Origin of the sequence: Pseudomonas sp. COW5, assembly GCF_026240005.1 — a bacterium.
GTDB classification, from domain to species: domain Bacteria; phylum Pseudomonadota; class Gammaproteobacteria; order Pseudomonadales; family Pseudomonadaceae; genus Aquipseudomonas; species Aquipseudomonas kribbensis.
Window position 1 is genome coordinate 4,178,791 of the sequence record NZ_JAPHVP010000001.1, and the last position, 15,479, is coordinate 4,194,269.

Consider the following 15,479-nt stretch of genomic DNA (forward strand, 5'->3'; position numbering starts at 1 on the left):
TCGCCCTAATCAACAGGAATTAAAATGAGCGAAAGCTTTGCGGAACTCTTTGAAGAAAGCCTAAAGACCCTGAACCTTCAGGCAGGCTCCATCATCACCGGTGTTATCGTTGATATCGATTACCAGGCTCGCTGGGTAACCGTTCACGCTGGCCTGAAGTCCGAAGCACTGATCCCTCTGGAGCAGTTCTACAACGACGCTGGCGAACTGAACATCAACGTCGGTGACGAAGTTCACGTTGCTCTGGACTCGGTTGAAGACGGTTTCGGTGAAACCAAGCTGTCCCGTGAAAAAGCCAAGCGCGCTGAATGCTGGATCGTTCTGGAAGCAGCCTTCGCAGCTGAGGAAGTGGTCAAGGGCGTTATCAACGGTAAGGTTAAAGGCGGCTTCACTGTCGACGTTAACGGCATCCGTGCGTTCCTGCCAGGTTCCCTGGTTGACGTCCGTCCAGTGCGCGACACCACGCACCTGGAAGGCAAAGAGCTGGAATTCAAGGTCATCAAGCTGGACCAGAAGCGCAACAACGTTGTCGTTTCCCGTCGCAGCGTCCTGGAAGCCGAGAACTCCGCCGAGCGTGAAGCTCTGCTGGAATCCCTGCAAGAAGGCCAGCAAGTCAAAGGTATCGTCAAAAACCTCACCGATTACGGCGCATTCGTCGATCTGGGTGGCGTGGACGGCCTGCTGCACATCACCGACATGGCGTGGAAGCGTATCAAGCACCCTTCCGAAATCGTCAATGTTGGCGACGAGATCGACGTCAAGGTTCTGAAGTACGATCGCGAGCGCAATCGTGTTTCCCTGGGCCTGAAGCAACTGGGCGAAGATCCATGGGTTGCTATCAAAGCCCGTTACCCAGAAAGCACTCGCGTTACCGCTCGTGTAACCAACCTGACCGACTACGGCTGCTTCGCTGAGCTGGAAGAAGGCGTTGAAGGTCTGGTACACGTTTCGGAAATGGACTGGACCAACAAGAACATCCACCCTTCGAAAGTCGTACAAGTCGGCGACGAAGTGGAAGTCATGGTTCTGGACATCGACGAAGAGCGTCGTCGTATCTCCCTGGGCATCAAGCAGTGCAAGTCGAACCCATGGGAAGACTTCTCTGGCCAGTTCAACAAGGGCGACAAGATCTCCGGCACCATCAAGTCGATCACCGATTTCGGTATCTTCATTGGTCTGGACGGCGGCATCGACGGTCTGGTTCACCTGTCCGACATCTCCTGGAACGAAGTGGGCGAAGAAGCCGTACGTCGTTTCAAGAAGGGCGACGAGCTGGACACCGTTATCCTGTCGGTTGACCCGGAGCGTGAGCGTATCTCCCTGGGTATCAAGCAACTGGAAAGCGATCCGTTCTCCGAGTACGTCTCGGTTAACGACAAAGGCGCAATCGTTACTGGCACCGTGAAAGAAGTTGACGCCAAAGGCGCCATCATCGTTCTGGCCGACGATATCGAAGCGACTCTGAAAGCCTCCGAAATCAGCCGTGACCGCGTTGAAGACGCGCGCAACGTTCTGAAAGAAGGCCAGCAAGTAGAAGCCAAGATCATCAGCGTTGATCGTAAGAGCCGCGTAATCCAGCTGTCGATCAAATCGAAAGACGATGCTGAAGAGAAAGAAGCCATCCAGAGCCTGAAAGCAGCTCCGGAAGGCGAAGCAGCTGACACCACCATGGCGGCACTGCTGCGTCAAGCAATGGCCAAACAGAACTGAGTTCTGTCTGATCATTAAAAAAGGGCGACTTCGGTCGCCCTTTTTTGTACCTGCGATTCAGGATTTGTGCTGTTCGGCGGGCCCTTGCCTAGATGGAATGGTTTTTCAGAGTGGTGACCAGATGCCTGGATATCCGGTCAGCATTTGCCATGATAGTCAGCGTGTGGGATTTCTCGGTCAGGACTGGGAGGCTCGCGCCATCCACGATGTGAAGACCCTCAAGGCTCGCGACTTCGCCATAGCGATTGGTAGCCCCTTGGGTTGGGTTTGATTGCATGGGAAGGGTGGCTGCGTAATGAATGTCAGCGCCAGGTCGGCCAACGGTAAAACTCGTTGGCAGCAGGAGTGCTCCAAGTTTTGCGTAGGCTTTGCGAAGCTGTGTTTCGGTCTGCTTCATCAGGGCTGCTGTGTCAGGATGCTCGGCACCTTTGAGATAAAGCGTTCCGTCACCGGTCAGAGTTGCGCTGTGATTTGACAAGTGACCCGGCAGGAACACGTTGCCGACAACGCAGGAGCCCAGCAGGTTTGCCATCAGATCAACGCTGTATCTTTTGCTAAGCGGTGTACGGGTGACGAATTCAGTCATTGGCAAGCCAGTGGTGCTGAATGTGGAGCCGAATGCGGTGACCTGTGGCGTCAGCTCTAGCGAGTATGACAATTGGCCTAGACCTAAAGTCGGTGTCCGCCCGGTCCCCAGCATTCGCGGTAACCAGAGTAGAAACGCGGCTGTTGGCGAAGCCTGCAGCGGGACGGGCAAGGTGTGTTGCAGGCATTTGAGGGCCAGTTTGGTGGAGGCCAATGTTCCTGCTGCAAGCAGCACGCGTTTTGCGTGATAGCGCTGCAAACCCTTGCTGCCTGTCACGATCCAGCTGTCAGCCTCTTTGTGGATCTGGTTGACCAGTACGCCGGATTGGAAAGTGAAACCGGGATAGAGTTTGAGTCTTGATATTTCCTGGGTGGCCGAATAGAGCGCCTGGTTATGGCAGCCCCACAGGCAATTGTTCGACAGATCGCAAGCCAATCGATCCCCCAGAGGCTGGCTGAGCGCAGCGATGCGTGAGCGCCCCATGCGGAATCCTGTTCCTGCGAAGTCCTTCTGGCGCTTGTTGTACTTCTCAAGCAGGCGCTGGTGCAGTCGATCCATCGCTAAGGGCGGCTGAGCCCATTCATCCACGCCAAAATAGCTGGAAAGATCATCGGTCACGCCACCGCTGATGCCTATCCGCTGGGAAACAACTTCGTAGGACCTTTCAAGGTCGGCGTAGTCGATACCCAGGCCGGCGAAGTCCTTTTCGGAGAATCGCGCAACACCGCACCCCCATGCATTGGAGAGTCCGCCTGTTGCCAATGAGCCTACGGAAATGAAGTTTTCGGTCTGCAGGCCGTTGGCTTCATTAAAGTTTTCGAAGGTCTGCTTATGGGTGGGTGTCTTGAGCTTGGGTGATACCGCATCCATGTTGTTGAGTGCGTGAAACGTATCGCCAATCATCCACTTCCATTGCTGATTGTCCAAGGCCCTGTTGGACAGGTAGCTTCCGCTCGGAGGCGGTGGGGCGGGGAACTCAGACCCTGCATCGAGCATGAGGACTTTCAGGCCTGCCTGAACCAGCGGATAGGCGGCCGACGTTCCTGCCGGGCCGCTGCCCACGATAATGACGTCAAATTCAGGCATCGCGCGGAGTATTCCTTTTCAGCAGCAGTCGGGGAAGTAAAGGTTTCAAGATAACTGCAAGTACGCGCCAGGAGGCTTCTTTGAGTACTGTCATTCCAAGCGCAATGAATGCTCTGATAAAGCTTTCGGATCGGTCGAGCCCGAGGAAGGCGTTAGCGCCCTGGGGGCTTGCTTCGGCCAGCGCGGTCGCGGTGCTCAATCGCCATCCCAGTGCCTGGCAGTGCTCATGCTGAAGAAACGCACGGTTGTCCAGAAGGGTGACTGCGCAAGGGCAGAGCGCAAGAAGTCTGGAGTTCAATACGGCCTCACCGTCATCGAGGGCTTCGACAGCATTGGCATAGCGTCGCAGGAGTGATGGGGCGGGGGTGGTCTTGAGTACATAAGCCAGCAAGGTCCTTGCTTCCATCAGCAGATGCCGGCGCCGACCGTTGCCTGAGCGATGCATGCCATCGCTCAGGGACCTCAGGGTGATTCCCGTCCGCTCGAGGGATGTTTTCGAATCCATGGGCGCCAGTGACAGTAGCGAGAACAAACGATCCAGGCCCAGTTGGGCTGTTCGGCGCTTGCCCAGAATCTTGCTGGCAAGGGTAATAAGGGGGACGGGTACAGGAGCGGGCAGGCGCAGCACGTTGAGCTTTTCGCTGGCGATGGCGCTTAAAAAAGTCCCGAAGGAAACCGGTTCTTGCGAACCCAGGCACAGTATTTCGCCGTGGATATCGTCCCGGCCGGCTACCGTCAGGATGGCGGCGCAAAGATCGTCGACATGGATCGGCTGAATCTGTGGTGCGGGAAGCAGGATGGGGATTAATGGAAAGCGTCGCACCAGAGAAGAAAGCAGGCCAAATAATCCGCGCTCATGGCTGCCATACACCTGGCCAGGCCTGATCACGACGCCACCGGCGGCAAGAACGTCCTGCTCGATGCTCCATTTGGTTTGCCCATAGGAGGTCGGAGCGGTGGCCGAAGCTGTCTGACTGGAGATGAATATCAGTTTGGTGCCGGCGAGTGTCGTGGTTCGAATCAGCTCGCGGGCGGCCTCGATTTCAGTCTCTGCGCTGATGTTCTTGTTGTGCGTGGTGTCGGCCGCCAGGTGCACGAGTGCGCGACTGTTGGCTGGTATCTCGATTGTCGGAGTGCGTAAATCAAACGGTAGCCACTGGTAGTGAGGCAGGGTTTGTTTGCGACTTGCAGAATAAACCTCATCCCCCGCGCTGTGGGCCATTGCAGCCAGTCGCTCACCGATGTAGCCCGATGCTCCAGTAATGATCAGTTTCATTCCTACAGGCCTTTTGTGTCGATCGACTTGGTATCGGTTTCGGGAGTCTTGTGGAAAATGGCCACTTTGCTGATCCAGTAGGTAATGGCGGTGCAAGCGGCGTCAGAGACGAACTTCGCAAATGCTGGGGGGGTGATGAGTGCGAGCGTCACATAGAACAGTCCGGACGAAACCGGAATGTTGATGGTCAGCAGGGAGAAATAGCGGATCGCCTGAGTTCTCCGGCTGGTTTCTGTCGATTGAAAAGTGAAGTGGCGATGCAGAAAAAAAGCGAAAACCCCGGAGAACAATTTGCTGAAAATGTTGGCCAGAACATGCTGGCCATCTAGCAGGTAAGCAAATAGCAGAAACGAACTCATGTCGAGGGCGTAGGCCAGGAGTTGAACCCCCATGTATTTTGCGAATGTCAAACGTCTCTTTTCCTTATGATCAAGATGTGGTGCAGGCCGAAAATTCTATTGAGTGGTTTCATTAGCCATTCGACGGCTTTCAATAACGGTATGCAGCTGTTGGGCAGTAGCTGGCGAAAGTTGAGCCCGCCGGAAATCAGGTAGCGTAGATAGTTGTTGCAGACCTCCTGGTGGACTATTTCGAGGTTCGGATACTTTCGGTTGAACTGCTCTTTGTCCCGGATGAATATCAGATAGCTCAGGGCCTGGTTTGCGCCGTTCATGGGCCCGGTTGCCGGGGTGTTCCAGGATTGGAAGTGTTTGTCGAAACCTTCGGATTTAAACAGTCGTTTGTACAGGGCGCTCGCCAGCGGGCCGTAATAGGGCTCGATCAGGATGACACCACCGCCTGTCTTGAGGGTGCGGCCGATTTCTTTGAAGAAGAGGTCGGGCTCTGGGAAGTGGTGAAAACAGTTCTGGCCGTAAAACACCCTGACAGAGTCATCTTCCAGCGCCATGTCCTGTGCATTGAGTTCCCGGTCCAGATGGGGGCCGAAGACCACGTCGGTTGCCAGTACCTTCGGGTAGCTCTCGCGCATGGGGGCGACCCCGGCACCCAGTTCCACCTCCATTCCGTCACTTTTCAGGAAGCGAGACGCGAGGTGGTGAAACGCATGATGAAACTCAACGAACACTTCCCTGAGCATGTGTTTGCTTTCAAGCACCTTCCCGTGAAGCTCAAGGCGTTCGATGCCGTCGACATCGAATTTTTTGAGTGAAGGTTCCGACAAAAACTCCATAAATCCTTTCATCACATACCCCTGCGTCAGTTTTTTTGTTCTTTGACTAATGCTTGGAAATTGGACGTTGATCGTTTGCAGATTTTTTGGGTGCTTCAAATTTCGTTGGTTGCCGACACCGCTGCGATCAGGGTGTCTGGGCGAGGTGCTGACCTGTTTCTCACAAAGGCGGGGAGTATATCTGATTCGACGTGCGCGCCCAGAGAGCCTCGATCGAGCGGACAGCCGGCCGGGAGTATTTGTGCCTGTTGTGCAAGAAACCGGGGTTGGGCGTTCTGGAAGGGAAACCAATAAGCGTTGCAAGTGGTCTGTGTTTAGCATCAGGGTATTCGTCGTTGAGAGCTAGGCTTTAACGTGAGGCGCGCAATCAGCTGGCATGAGGAAGTGAATGAACAGGTTTATGGTCGGATTGGTTCTGCTTGCATTGGCCGGATGTACCGTCAACGCGAAGACGCATGCGGTTCGGGGTGTCAGTGGTATAGAAATCGACTGTTCGGGGTTGGGGTCGGGTTGGGATAAATGTCAAAAGCGCGCGGCAAAAGAATGCAAGGCCGCAGGTTACAAAATGGTCACCCGATCCGATGACGCGAAGGATGAAGAGTTTCCGTTCGCCTTCAACCCGGCGGGTTATCTGACGCGCAAGATGGTGGTGATTTGTCGGTGAGTTGTGGGCAGGGTGTGGCAAGGCAGCGCTGCAGATGAGTTGGGCACAACTGGATATTGATATGTCAAGCCTTGGGCTGTTCAAATGCCTCGGGGCGTGCTAAAACCTTTTGAAGTGCTGATCTAGCTGCTTGAAAAAGAAGGGAAAAACATGACGAAGTCGGAGTTGATCGAACGAATTGTCACCCATCAAGGGCTACTCTCATCCAAAGATGTGGAGTTGGCCATCAAGACCATGCTTGAGCAAATGTCCCAATGCCTTGCTACGGGTGATCGAATCGAGATCCGTGGCTTCGGCAGCTTTTCGTTGCACTATCGCGCGCCCCGTGTTGGTCGCAACCCGAAGACCGGTCAGTCGGTCAGTCTGGACGGCAAGTTCGTTCCGCACTTCAAACCCGGCAAAGAGCTGCGTGATCGCGTGAATGAAGAGGAGGATGAGATTTGATGTTCATCGCCAGACAAGGAGCCGCTCATGCATAACTTCAAGCGGTTGCTTCTAGGTGTCTTTATCCTGTTGCTGGTATTGCTGATCCTGGCTTTCGTGCTCGAGAATCAGCAAGTTGTTTCGCTGATGTTCCTCGGATGGTCCGGCCCACAGTTGCCGGTCTCTGTGGTCGTGGTTCTGGCGCTTCTGATCGGGATGGTTATCGGGCCGATCATCGGGTGGATCCTGGGACGCTCGTCCAGAAGGGCGCGCAAGCCTCTTGTCTGAAAGCGACAAGTACGGGGCAATCATCGAATTTGCGTCGCTGCCTGTCCATATCCATTAGTAAAACATTCATTAAGCTGTAAAATGCAGCCCTTGTTCGTAGGTGGCAATCTCCCACCTCGATTCAGACTGACTCTGACAGATGCCTCATAGTTGAAGGCCTCTGCATTCATGGATTAGACAGCGCTCGGTTGGCAGCCCTGTCAGCAGCTCAAGGGTGTGGTTTCGCGTGAAAATTCTAGTAACCGGCGGTGCCGGGTTTATTGGCTCGGCAGTCATTCGTCATATCATTTCCAATACTACCGATTCTGTCGTTAACGTCGATAAACTGACTTACGCCGGTAATCTGGAGTCATTGGCCGAAGTCAGCCAGAACCCTCGTTACGCGTTCGAGCGTGTCGACATCTGCGATCGTGAGCAGATGGACCGTGTGCTGCAACAACACCAACCCGATGCAATCATGCATCTGGCGGCCGAATCCCACGTTGACCGTTCGATTTCCGGCCCGTCCGAATTCATTCAGACCAACATCATCGGCACCTACACACTGCTGGAGGCGTCCCGCCAATATTGGGCGACGCTTGAGGGCGCACGCAAAGCAGCCTTCCGCTTCCACCATATTTCGACTGACGAAGTTTATGGTGACCTGGAAGGTCCGGAAGATCTGTTCACCGAAACCACGCCTTACCAACCCAGCTCGCCATATTCGGCGAGCAAGGCCAGTTCCGATCACCTGGTTCGCGCCTGGGCCCGTACTTATGGTCTGCCAACGCTGGTCACGAACTGCTCGAACAACTACGGTCCGTGCCATTTCCCTGAAAAGCTGATCCCGTTGATCATCCTCAACGCTCTGGAAGGCAAGCCACTGCCGGTTTACGGCAAGGGCAACCAGGTTCGCGACTGGCTTTACGTCGAAGACCACGCCCGTGCGCTTTACAAGGTCGTGACCGAAGGCGTTATTGGCGAGACCTATAACATTGGCGGCCATAACGAAAAGCAGAACATCGAAGTGGTCAATACGCTTTGCGCGTTGCTTGACGAGTTGCGGCCAGATTCCGCTCACCGTCCACACGCGAGCCTGATCACCTATGTTCAGGATCGGCCCGGGCACGATCAACGTTATGCGATCGATGCGAGCAAGATCCAGCGCGAGCTGGGCTGGACGCCGGCCGAGACGTTCGAAAGCGGTATCCGCAAAACGGTTGAATGGTATCTGAACAACACCGAATGGGTGGCTCACGTGAAAAGCGGCAGCTACCAGCAGTGGATTGACCAGAACTATACGGATCGTTCGAACAAGGCATGAATATCCTCTTGTTGGGAAAAAACGGCCAGGTCGGTTGGGAGCTGCAGCGCTCCCTGGCACCACTCGGTCAATTGATCGCCCTGGATCGTCATCCGGTGGATGGCCTGAGTGGCGATTTGTCGGACCTCGACGGCCTGCGCGCAACGATTCGTCAGGTCCGGCCCGACATTATCGTCAATGCGGCCGCCTATACGGCCGTTGATAAAGCCGAGACGGAAACGGAGCTCGCCGACCGGGTGAATGGCCAGGCGACTCAGGTCTTGGCCGAAGAAGCGGCCACCTTGGGCGCTTGGCTCGTTCACTACTCGACCGATTACGTCTTCAGCGGTCAAGGCAGCACAGCCTGGAAAGAAACGGATGCCGTTGCGCCCGTGAACCACTATGGCGCGAGCAAACTGGCCGGTGAGCAGGCCATTATCGATTCCGGCTGCAAGCACCTGATCTTCCGTACCAGTTGGGTCTACGGTGCTCGTGGAAACAATTTTGCCAAGACCATGTTGCGCCTGGCCAAGGATCGCGAAAGCCTGAATGTGATCGCCGACCAGATCGGCGCTCCTACCGGGGCTGACCTTATTGCCGACGTAACGGCGCTGGCCCTCGGACAAGCTTTGCAGCGGCCTGAACTGGCCGGGCTTTATCATCTGGCGGCAGGCGGCGAAATCTCCTGGCATGGCTATGCCAGCCATGTGATTGCGTTTGCAAAGGCCAACGGCGAAGAGCTTGCCGTCACCTCGATCAATCCCATCGATACGACGGCCTATCCCACGCCAGCCCGTCGACCTCTGAATTCTCGTCTGAATACTCAGAAGCTCCGCGCCAATTTTTCTCTACACTTGCCGGATTGGCAAAGTGGTGTAACCCGAATGCTTATGGAAGTTCTGAACAAATGACCACGACAAATCGTAAAGGCATCATCCTCGCAGGCGGTTCAGGCACTCGCCTGCATCCCTTGACCCTGGGTGTCTCCAAGCAGATGTTGCCGATCTACGACAAACCGATGATCTTTTATCCGTTGTCGGTGTTGATGCTCGCGGGCATGCGCGAAATTCTGATCATCTCCACGCCTGAAGATCTGCCGTGCTTTCGCAAGTTGCTCGGCGACGGCAGCGTTTACGGGATCAAGCTGACCTACGCAGAGCAACCGAGTCCTGATGGTCTCGCGCAAGCGTTCATCATCGGTGAGGAATTTATCGGCGATGACCCTTGCTGCCTGATCCTGGGCGACAATATCTTCTATGGTCAGCACTTCTCGGACAATCTTCGTTCGGCCAGCAGCCAGGCGAGCGGCGCCACCGTTTTCGGCTACCACGTGTCCGATCCCGAGCGTTTTGGTGTTGTCGAGTTTGATGCCACCGGGCGTGCACTCAGCATTGAAGAGAAACCGGCCAAGCCAAAATCCAGCTATGCAGTGACAGGCCTGTATTTCTACGACAATCAGGTCGTGGAGATCGCCAAGAACATCAAACCGTCCGAGCGCGGCGAACTTGAGATCACGGACGTAAACCGTGCTTACCTCGAGAAAAACACCCTGAATGTCGAAATGCTTGGCCGTGGTTTCGCCTGGCTGGACACCGGTACTCACGACTCGTTGCTGGAGGCCAGCCATTTCGTGCACACGATCGAGCAGCGTCAGGGCTTGAAAGTCGCGTGTCTCGAAGAGATTGCCTACAACAACGGCTGGATCACCGGTGCGCAACTCGGTGAGCAGGCCGAACGCCTGAAGAAAACTGGCTACGGTCAGTATCTGCAGAAGCTGCTTGATTCCGGCTCTCGCTGATTGCCGAGCACAAGTCTTAACAGCCCCGGTGCTCACATTGTGCAAGCAGGAACGGCAGCCATGCCCGCAGGATCTCCACGAGTCGCAGTTCTACTGGCTGCCTACAACGGAATGCAATGGATCGAGGAGCAGTTGCGCTCGATCCTCGATCAGAAGTCAGTCGATGTCACGGTCTTCATCAGTGTCGATACCTCGACTGACGGGACCGAAGCGTGGTGTGCGGCTTACGCTGCCACCCACCCCGGTATCGTGCTTCTGCCCCCGGCGGGCGCCTTTGGTGGCGCATCGCGCAACTTTTTCCGGTTGATACGCGATGTTGACATCGAAGAGTTCGAATTCATCGCTTTTTCAGATCAGGACGATGTCTGGCACCCCGATAAACTACAGCGCGCAGTGCAACGGCTGACGGAGCAGGGGGTAGATGCCTACTCCAGCAACGTCACTGCGTTCTGGAGCGATGGCCGGACTCGACTGCTGGACAAGGCGCAGCCGCAGGTCGCCTGGGATTTTCTGTTTGAAGCTGCAGGCCCGGGTTGCACCTATGTGATGAGTCGAGCACTGGGGCAGCCACTCAAGGCGACAATGCTCGAAAACTGGGCTGCGCTGCAGTCCGTCAGTCTGCACGACTGGTTCTGTTATGCATTTGCTCGCAGCCACGGTTTTCGCTGGTTCATCGATTCGGTGCCCTCCATGGACTACCGCCAGCATGAGCGCAACCAGGTGGGCGCCAATACCGGGCTGAGTCCGTTGATTGCGCGCTACAAAACGATTCATGACGGCTGGTGGTTCACTCAGGTGCAATTGATTGCACGTCTTGTCGGTCAGGATCGGGACGCCTTTGTCGGATCCTGGTTGGCATTGGGTCGGCGGCAGTTGATGAAATTGTCATTTTCCGCCCGGCAGTGCCGGCGCAGGACCCGCGACAAGGTCTTCTTCTTTTTTATCTGTTGGGTCACTGCACTGATGGGGAACCAAAAGCGATGAATACCCCGAAAGTATTGGTGACGGGGGCGGGCGGATTCGTCGGTGAAGCTTTGGTTTTCAGGCTCTTGCTGGACAAACGGTTCACTCCGGTGGCCACGGCGCGCAGCAGCACCCGGCTCAGCGGGTTGTGCAGCGTGCGGCCGCTGGATCTTGCTGTCCCTCAGACGTTTCCCGTGCTGGAGGGGGTGCAAGTGGTGGTTCATGCGGCTGCCCGTGTGCATGTGATGCACGAAACAGCCGTCGATGCCTTGTCGGCATTTCGTGAAGTCAATCTGCAAGGCACGCTTCGACTGGCGCGACATGCAGCCGATTCGGGAGTCAAGCGCTTCATCTTCATCAGCTCGATCAAGGTGAATGGCGAAAGCACCGAGCGAGGCAAGCCATTCACCGCCGACGATCCGGCCCATCCGACAGATCCCTATGGCGTATCCAAGTTCGAAGCCGAAGATGCTTTGAAGGCGCTTGCGCGTGAAACAGGAATGGAGGTGGTTATCATCCGCCCACCGCTGGTTTACGGACCGGGTGTAAAAGCCAACTTCCTGAGCATGTTGAACTGGCTCGACAGAGGTATTCCATTGCCGCTCGGCGCCATCGATAACCGGCGAAGCCTCGTCAGTATCGGCAATCTGGTGGACCTGATCGTCACCTGTCTGACGCATCCGGCGGCGGCCAACCAGACATTTCTGGTCAGTGATGGTGAAGATCTGTCCATCAGCGGCTTGTTACGGCGACTGGCTGCAGCACTCGGGAAAAAGGCTCGCCTGATTCCAGTACCCCAATGGGTGCTGAATACCGGAGCATCGTTATTGGGAAGACAGGCTGTCGCCCAGCGGGTCTGTGGATCATTGCAGGTCGACATCAGTAAAAACCGGGAATTGCTTGGATGGGTTCCACCCATTCCGGTTGAAAAAGCCTTTCGCCAGACTGCAGCCCATTATCAGGACTCGCAAACGAAATGAATTATTGGTGGTTGCTTCTTGCTGTCTTCGTTGTTTCCTGTGGGTTGACGTGGGTACTGCGTCGTTACGCGCTGGCTAAAAGCCTGATGGACATACCGAACGAGCGCAGTTCCCACTCGACCCCGACACCTCGCGGTGGTGGTGTAGCAATTGTCCTGGCCTTCTGCGCGGCAGTGCCCGTTCTCGCAGGGCTGGGGCTGCTGAGCCCGGCGGATCTGTATGGTTTGCTGGGTTCCGGCCTGATTGTCGCGGTCATCGGCTTTGCCGACGATCACGGGCACATTGCTGCAAGGTGGCGTCTGCTTGGGCATTTCATTGCCGCCGGTTGGGCTCTGTTTTTTCTGAGTGGTCTGGCCCCGGTTTCCTTCTTTGGACTGGTGATCGACTTGGGATGGCTGGGCAGCGCGCTGGCACTGATCTATCTGGTGTGGATGCTCAACCTCTACAACTTCATGGATGGCATCGACGGTCTGGCCAGTGCCGAGGCGGTTTGTGTCTGCCTGGGGGCGGCGCTGGTTTATTGGCAAACGGCCCACCTGGAACTGATTTGGGCTCCCGTTGTTCTGGCAGGCGCAGTCGCAGGCTTTCTGTGCTGGAACTTTCCACCGGCGAAGATTTTCATGGGAGATGCCGGCAGCGGCTTTCTCGGCATCATTCTTGGCGTTCTGGCCCTCAAGGCTGGCTGGGCAAACCCGGAACTGCTGTGGAGCTGGATGATCCTGCTCGGCGTTTTCATGGTAGATGCCACCTTCACGTTGGTGCGGCGACTGTTACAGCGCCAGAAAGTCTATCAGGCGCATCGCAGTCATGCGTATCAGCATGCTGCGCAGAGTCTTGCGAGTCACAAGAAGGTCACCCTCGCCGTGGTGGTGATAAATGTGGCCTGGTTGTTGCCTGTGTCGATGTTGGTTGCGGGAGGTGCGTTGTCTGGACTTCTCGGTGTGGTGCTGGCCTACCTGCCGCTGGTAGGGCTGGCGATTTACTTTAACGCTGGCGCAGTAACGCGGTAACCGGCCTCCATGGGGGCAGTTTCGTGCTTATGCTTGAAAAGAAGTGTTGGAATTTATGATTGAAGGTTCAAAGCGTTCAGGGGCATTTCTGTTTTTGCTGGTGCTTCTCTGGGCGGCCGTCTGGTGGATGGATCGCTACTCTCTGGGATTGCAGTTCAGTGCATACCTGTGGTCGGTGGGGGCTGTTGGCAATGCTCTGCCTTTTGCCACTTTGTTTGTGCTTCTACTGTTGTTGACCAATCGCCTTTACCTGTCGTTTTTTCTTGCATTGGCAACAGGTGCGTTACTTTATTTCATAAGTTTCAAAAAATACCAGAGTTTGGGTAAACCTCTCTCAGGTGATGATTTCTTGTTACTGCAATACCTTGATAGCAGTGCGCTGGAATTGTTTGCCTCGTACGTAAAGCTTCGCTGGGTCGTGTTGGCTGGAGGGTTGGGCGTTTTTTTTGTCGCTCTTATGGCCTATCTGGATAATCCTTTTTTTCAGAGAAAGTCGATTGCCCGTAAATGCAGCGTGGGACTGTTGATCATCAGTCTCTCGGGGATCTGGTATTTCAAGGGTATAGAAACAATCTACGAATTCAATCGCATGCGTTTTTCCTGGTCAAACCCGATCAGTACTCTGCATGCGGGACTGGTGTCCAAGATCATCTATGGCGAGATCAAAAAGTCTCAGTCAAATGACATGCCGATCAGCACCGCCGAAATCAACAATGTGCTGCAGAAAAACAACAGTTGCATGAAGGCTTCGGCTTTAGCCAATTCATCACTTGCGATTGTGCATCCGGATATTATTGTGATTCAAAGCGAATCATTTTTTGATCCGGACATCCTGCAAGGCGTTGAGCTTCCGAACAACTTGTTACGCAACCTTCGCCAGTTGAGGACCGCCGGAGCAGTGGGGCAAATGAAAGTCCCGACGTTTGGCGGTGGAACGATCCGGACCGAGTACGAGGTGCTCACAGGTATTGATCTCGCAGCCTATCCCCTGGTCCAGTTTCCCTATTTCGAGGTCCGGACGCCGAAGATGGACAGCCTGGCCTCCGAGGTCAAGGAGAACGGCTACGAGGCAATCGCGATTCACGGTAACGCGGGTTCGTTCTGGAATCGTACGAAGACATTCAAGCTGGCAGGATTCGACAGGTTTCTTACGGTCGATGATTTTCCCTCGGATGCCGAACACGACGGGGCCTATCTTTCCGACAAGAGCATGACCGATCTGGTCATTACGCAATTGTCGAAGGCCGATCATCCAAAGTTCATTTTTGCTATCAGCATCGAGGCCCATGGCCCTTATACGATTGGTTCGATCAAGGACGCGGCCGTTCGAGACGCCATTCCCGTGCCGTCAGGTTTGAGTGCCGAAGGCGCCGAGGAATATCGGAACTACATTTATCATATCGATAATGCGGACCAGCAATTGGGCCGCCTGAAAAGCTATCTCGACGCACGCGGCAAACCCTATGTTCTGGTGTTTTATGGAGATCATCTTCCAGGACTTGGCGGGGTCTATGAGACGCTTGGTTTCAAAAACGGGGCGGCGGCAACCGATCAAACGGTGCCCTGGATCATCACCAGCAATACCTCACAAAATACCTCTTCGATCGACACTTCCTGGAAGCTCGGGCCTGCGTTGTTGAAAGAGGCTGGCTTGTCAGTGTCGCCTTACTTCCACCTCGTCAACTGTCTGGAGGCCGTATCAGAAGTTACAGGTGCGGAGCCTGAGTTTTACTCAGTCGCTCGAGCTCAAACTCAAGGTCGACTGGGTGATTATGTTTCTGCCGGGGAGAAACAGTAATGAAATGGTTACTTCTTCTTGTGGCAGGTGCTCTGACTCTGCCGTGGTACATGTCCAGGGGCATCGAGTTTGAAGTGGACCCTCAGGTTTTTTCCAATTGCGACTTGCCGGCAAACGTCTCTACGGTTCGCTGGAACGTGGCCAGAGAGAGCGTGCAATCGGTACGGGTTTTCGTCAATTCGGTCAACACTCCGGAAAATTTGTGGGCCAGCGGTGAGCCTCAGGGCGAGATGAAAACCGGGCCTTGGGTAGCTGATGGGCTGACGTTCACATTAAGGGATCAAGCCGGCGAAGTCCTGGCAAAAAGAACCGTACAGACCACACGCTGCCTTGCCAACAACGCAGGGCAATAGATCCTGGTATGAGGCTATGAAAGCCGATCATTTCAATCGTAAGTGCTAAAAGAAAACCCTGGGGACCGAGTTG

General features: G+C 55.1%; 16 protein-coding genes. 12 read left to right on the forward strand and 4 right to left on the reverse strand.

The window, feature by feature from the left end; genetic code table 11:
• Positions 1–24: 24 nt before the first annotated feature.
• Entirely contained in the window at positions 25–1,710 is a 1,686-nt protein-coding gene (gene rpsA, locus OQ248_RS19065) for a 30S ribosomal protein S1 (protein WP_007950918.1), read from the forward strand.
• 88 nt (positions 1,711–1,798) lie between these two features.
• Here the strand turns inward: rpsA and OQ248_RS19070 are convergent, their stop codons facing one another.
• From OQ248_RS19070 to OQ248_RS19085, 4 genes are read right to left on the reverse strand one after another with little or no spacing between them, the layout of a single operon-like run.
• Positions 1,799–3,382: an FAD-dependent oxidoreductase gene (locus OQ248_RS19070; RefSeq protein WP_265813618.1), complete on the reverse strand. Its 1,584-nt coding sequence runs from the start codon at positions 3,380–3,382 to the stop codon at positions 1,799–1,801.
• The gene (locus tag OQ248_RS19075) at positions 3,375–4,658 is read right to left on the reverse strand and encodes an NAD-dependent epimerase/dehydratase family protein (RefSeq protein ID WP_265813619.1); all 1,284 of its coding nucleotides are present in this window, start codon (positions 4,656–4,658) and stop codon (positions 3,375–3,377) included. Before OQ248_RS19075 ends, OQ248_RS19070 begins: the two co-directional genes overlap by 8 nt.
• Before the next feature lie 2 nt (positions 4,659–4,660).
• A complete protein-coding gene (locus OQ248_RS19080; protein WP_265813620.1) occupies positions 4,661–5,068 on the reverse strand; it encodes a GtrA family protein in 408 nt (135 codons plus the stop codon).
• A complete protein-coding gene (locus OQ248_RS19085) occupies positions 5,065–5,859 on the reverse strand; it encodes a methyltransferase domain-containing protein (RefSeq protein WP_265813621.1) in 795 nt (264 codons plus the stop codon). Before OQ248_RS19085 ends, OQ248_RS19080 begins: the two co-directional genes overlap by 4 nt.
• A gap of 376 nt (positions 5,860–6,235) precedes the next feature.
• On the opposite strand from OQ248_RS19085, the gene OQ248_RS19090 reads away from it, so the two are divergent.
• The 11 genes from OQ248_RS19090 to OQ248_RS19140 all read left to right on the forward strand — a co-directional run bounded on the left by OQ248_RS19090 (position 6,236) and on the right by OQ248_RS19140 (position 15,406).
• A complete protein-coding gene (locus OQ248_RS19090; protein ID WP_265813623.1) occupies positions 6,236–6,511 on the forward strand; it encodes a hypothetical protein in 276 nt (91 codons plus the stop codon).
• 150 nt (positions 6,512–6,661) lie between these two features.
• Positions 6,662–6,955 (forward strand): integration host factor subunit beta, encoded by a 294-nt coding sequence (ihfB, locus tag OQ248_RS19095; RefSeq protein WP_119429682.1) that lies wholly within the window; start codon positions 6,662–6,664, stop codon positions 6,953–6,955.
• A gap of 27 nt (positions 6,956–6,982) precedes the next feature.
• The gene (locus OQ248_RS19100; protein ID WP_265813625.1) at positions 6,983–7,222 is read left to right on the forward strand and encodes a lipopolysaccharide assembly protein LapA domain-containing protein; all 240 of its coding nucleotides are present in this window, start codon (positions 6,983–6,985) and stop codon (positions 7,220–7,222) included.
• Between the two features lie 226 nt (positions 7,223–7,448).
• Positions 7,449–8,525 (forward strand): dTDP-glucose 4,6-dehydratase, encoded by a 1,077-nt coding sequence (gene rfbB / locus OQ248_RS19105; RefSeq protein WP_119429680.1) that lies wholly within the window; start codon positions 7,449–7,451, stop codon positions 8,523–8,525.
• Entirely contained in the window at positions 8,522–9,415 is an 894-nt protein-coding gene (gene rfbD / locus OQ248_RS19110) for a dTDP-4-dehydrorhamnose reductase (RefSeq protein ID WP_265813626.1), read from the forward strand. The genes rfbB and rfbD overlap by 4 nt, the downstream gene beginning before the upstream one ends.
• Positions 9,412–10,302, forward strand: a complete 891-nt coding sequence (gene rfbA, locus OQ248_RS19115; protein WP_265813627.1) for a glucose-1-phosphate thymidylyltransferase RfbA — start codon at positions 9,412–9,414, stop codon at positions 10,300–10,302. The genes rfbD and rfbA overlap by 4 nt, the downstream gene beginning before the upstream one ends.
• Positions 10,303–10,362: 60 nt before the next feature.
• On the forward strand, positions 10,363–11,286 hold the full coding sequence (locus tag OQ248_RS19120) for a glycosyltransferase family 2 protein (protein ID WP_265813628.1): 924 nt from the start codon (positions 10,363–10,365) through the stop codon (positions 11,284–11,286).
• Positions 11,283–12,245 carry an SDR family oxidoreductase gene (locus tag OQ248_RS19125; protein WP_265813629.1) on the forward strand — a complete coding sequence of 321 codons (963 nt, stop codon included), beginning with the start codon at positions 11,283–11,285 and terminating at the stop codon, positions 12,243–12,245. The genes OQ248_RS19120 and OQ248_RS19125 overlap by 4 nt, the downstream gene beginning before the upstream one ends.
• Entirely contained in the window at positions 12,242–13,255 is a 1,014-nt protein-coding gene (locus OQ248_RS19130; protein WP_265813630.1) for a glycosyltransferase family 4 protein, read from the forward strand. The genes OQ248_RS19125 and OQ248_RS19130 overlap by 4 nt, the downstream gene beginning before the upstream one ends.
• Positions 13,256–13,310: 55 nt before the next feature.
• Positions 13,311–15,053: an LTA synthase family protein gene (locus tag OQ248_RS19135; RefSeq protein WP_265813631.1), complete on the forward strand. Its 1,743-nt coding sequence runs from the start codon at positions 13,311–13,313 to the stop codon at positions 15,051–15,053.
• Positions 15,053–15,406, forward strand: a complete 354-nt coding sequence (locus tag OQ248_RS19140) for a hypothetical protein (protein ID WP_119429673.1) — start codon at positions 15,053–15,055, stop codon at positions 15,404–15,406. Before OQ248_RS19135 ends, OQ248_RS19140 begins: the two co-directional genes overlap by 1 nt.
• Positions 15,407–15,479: the final 73 nt, after the last annotated feature.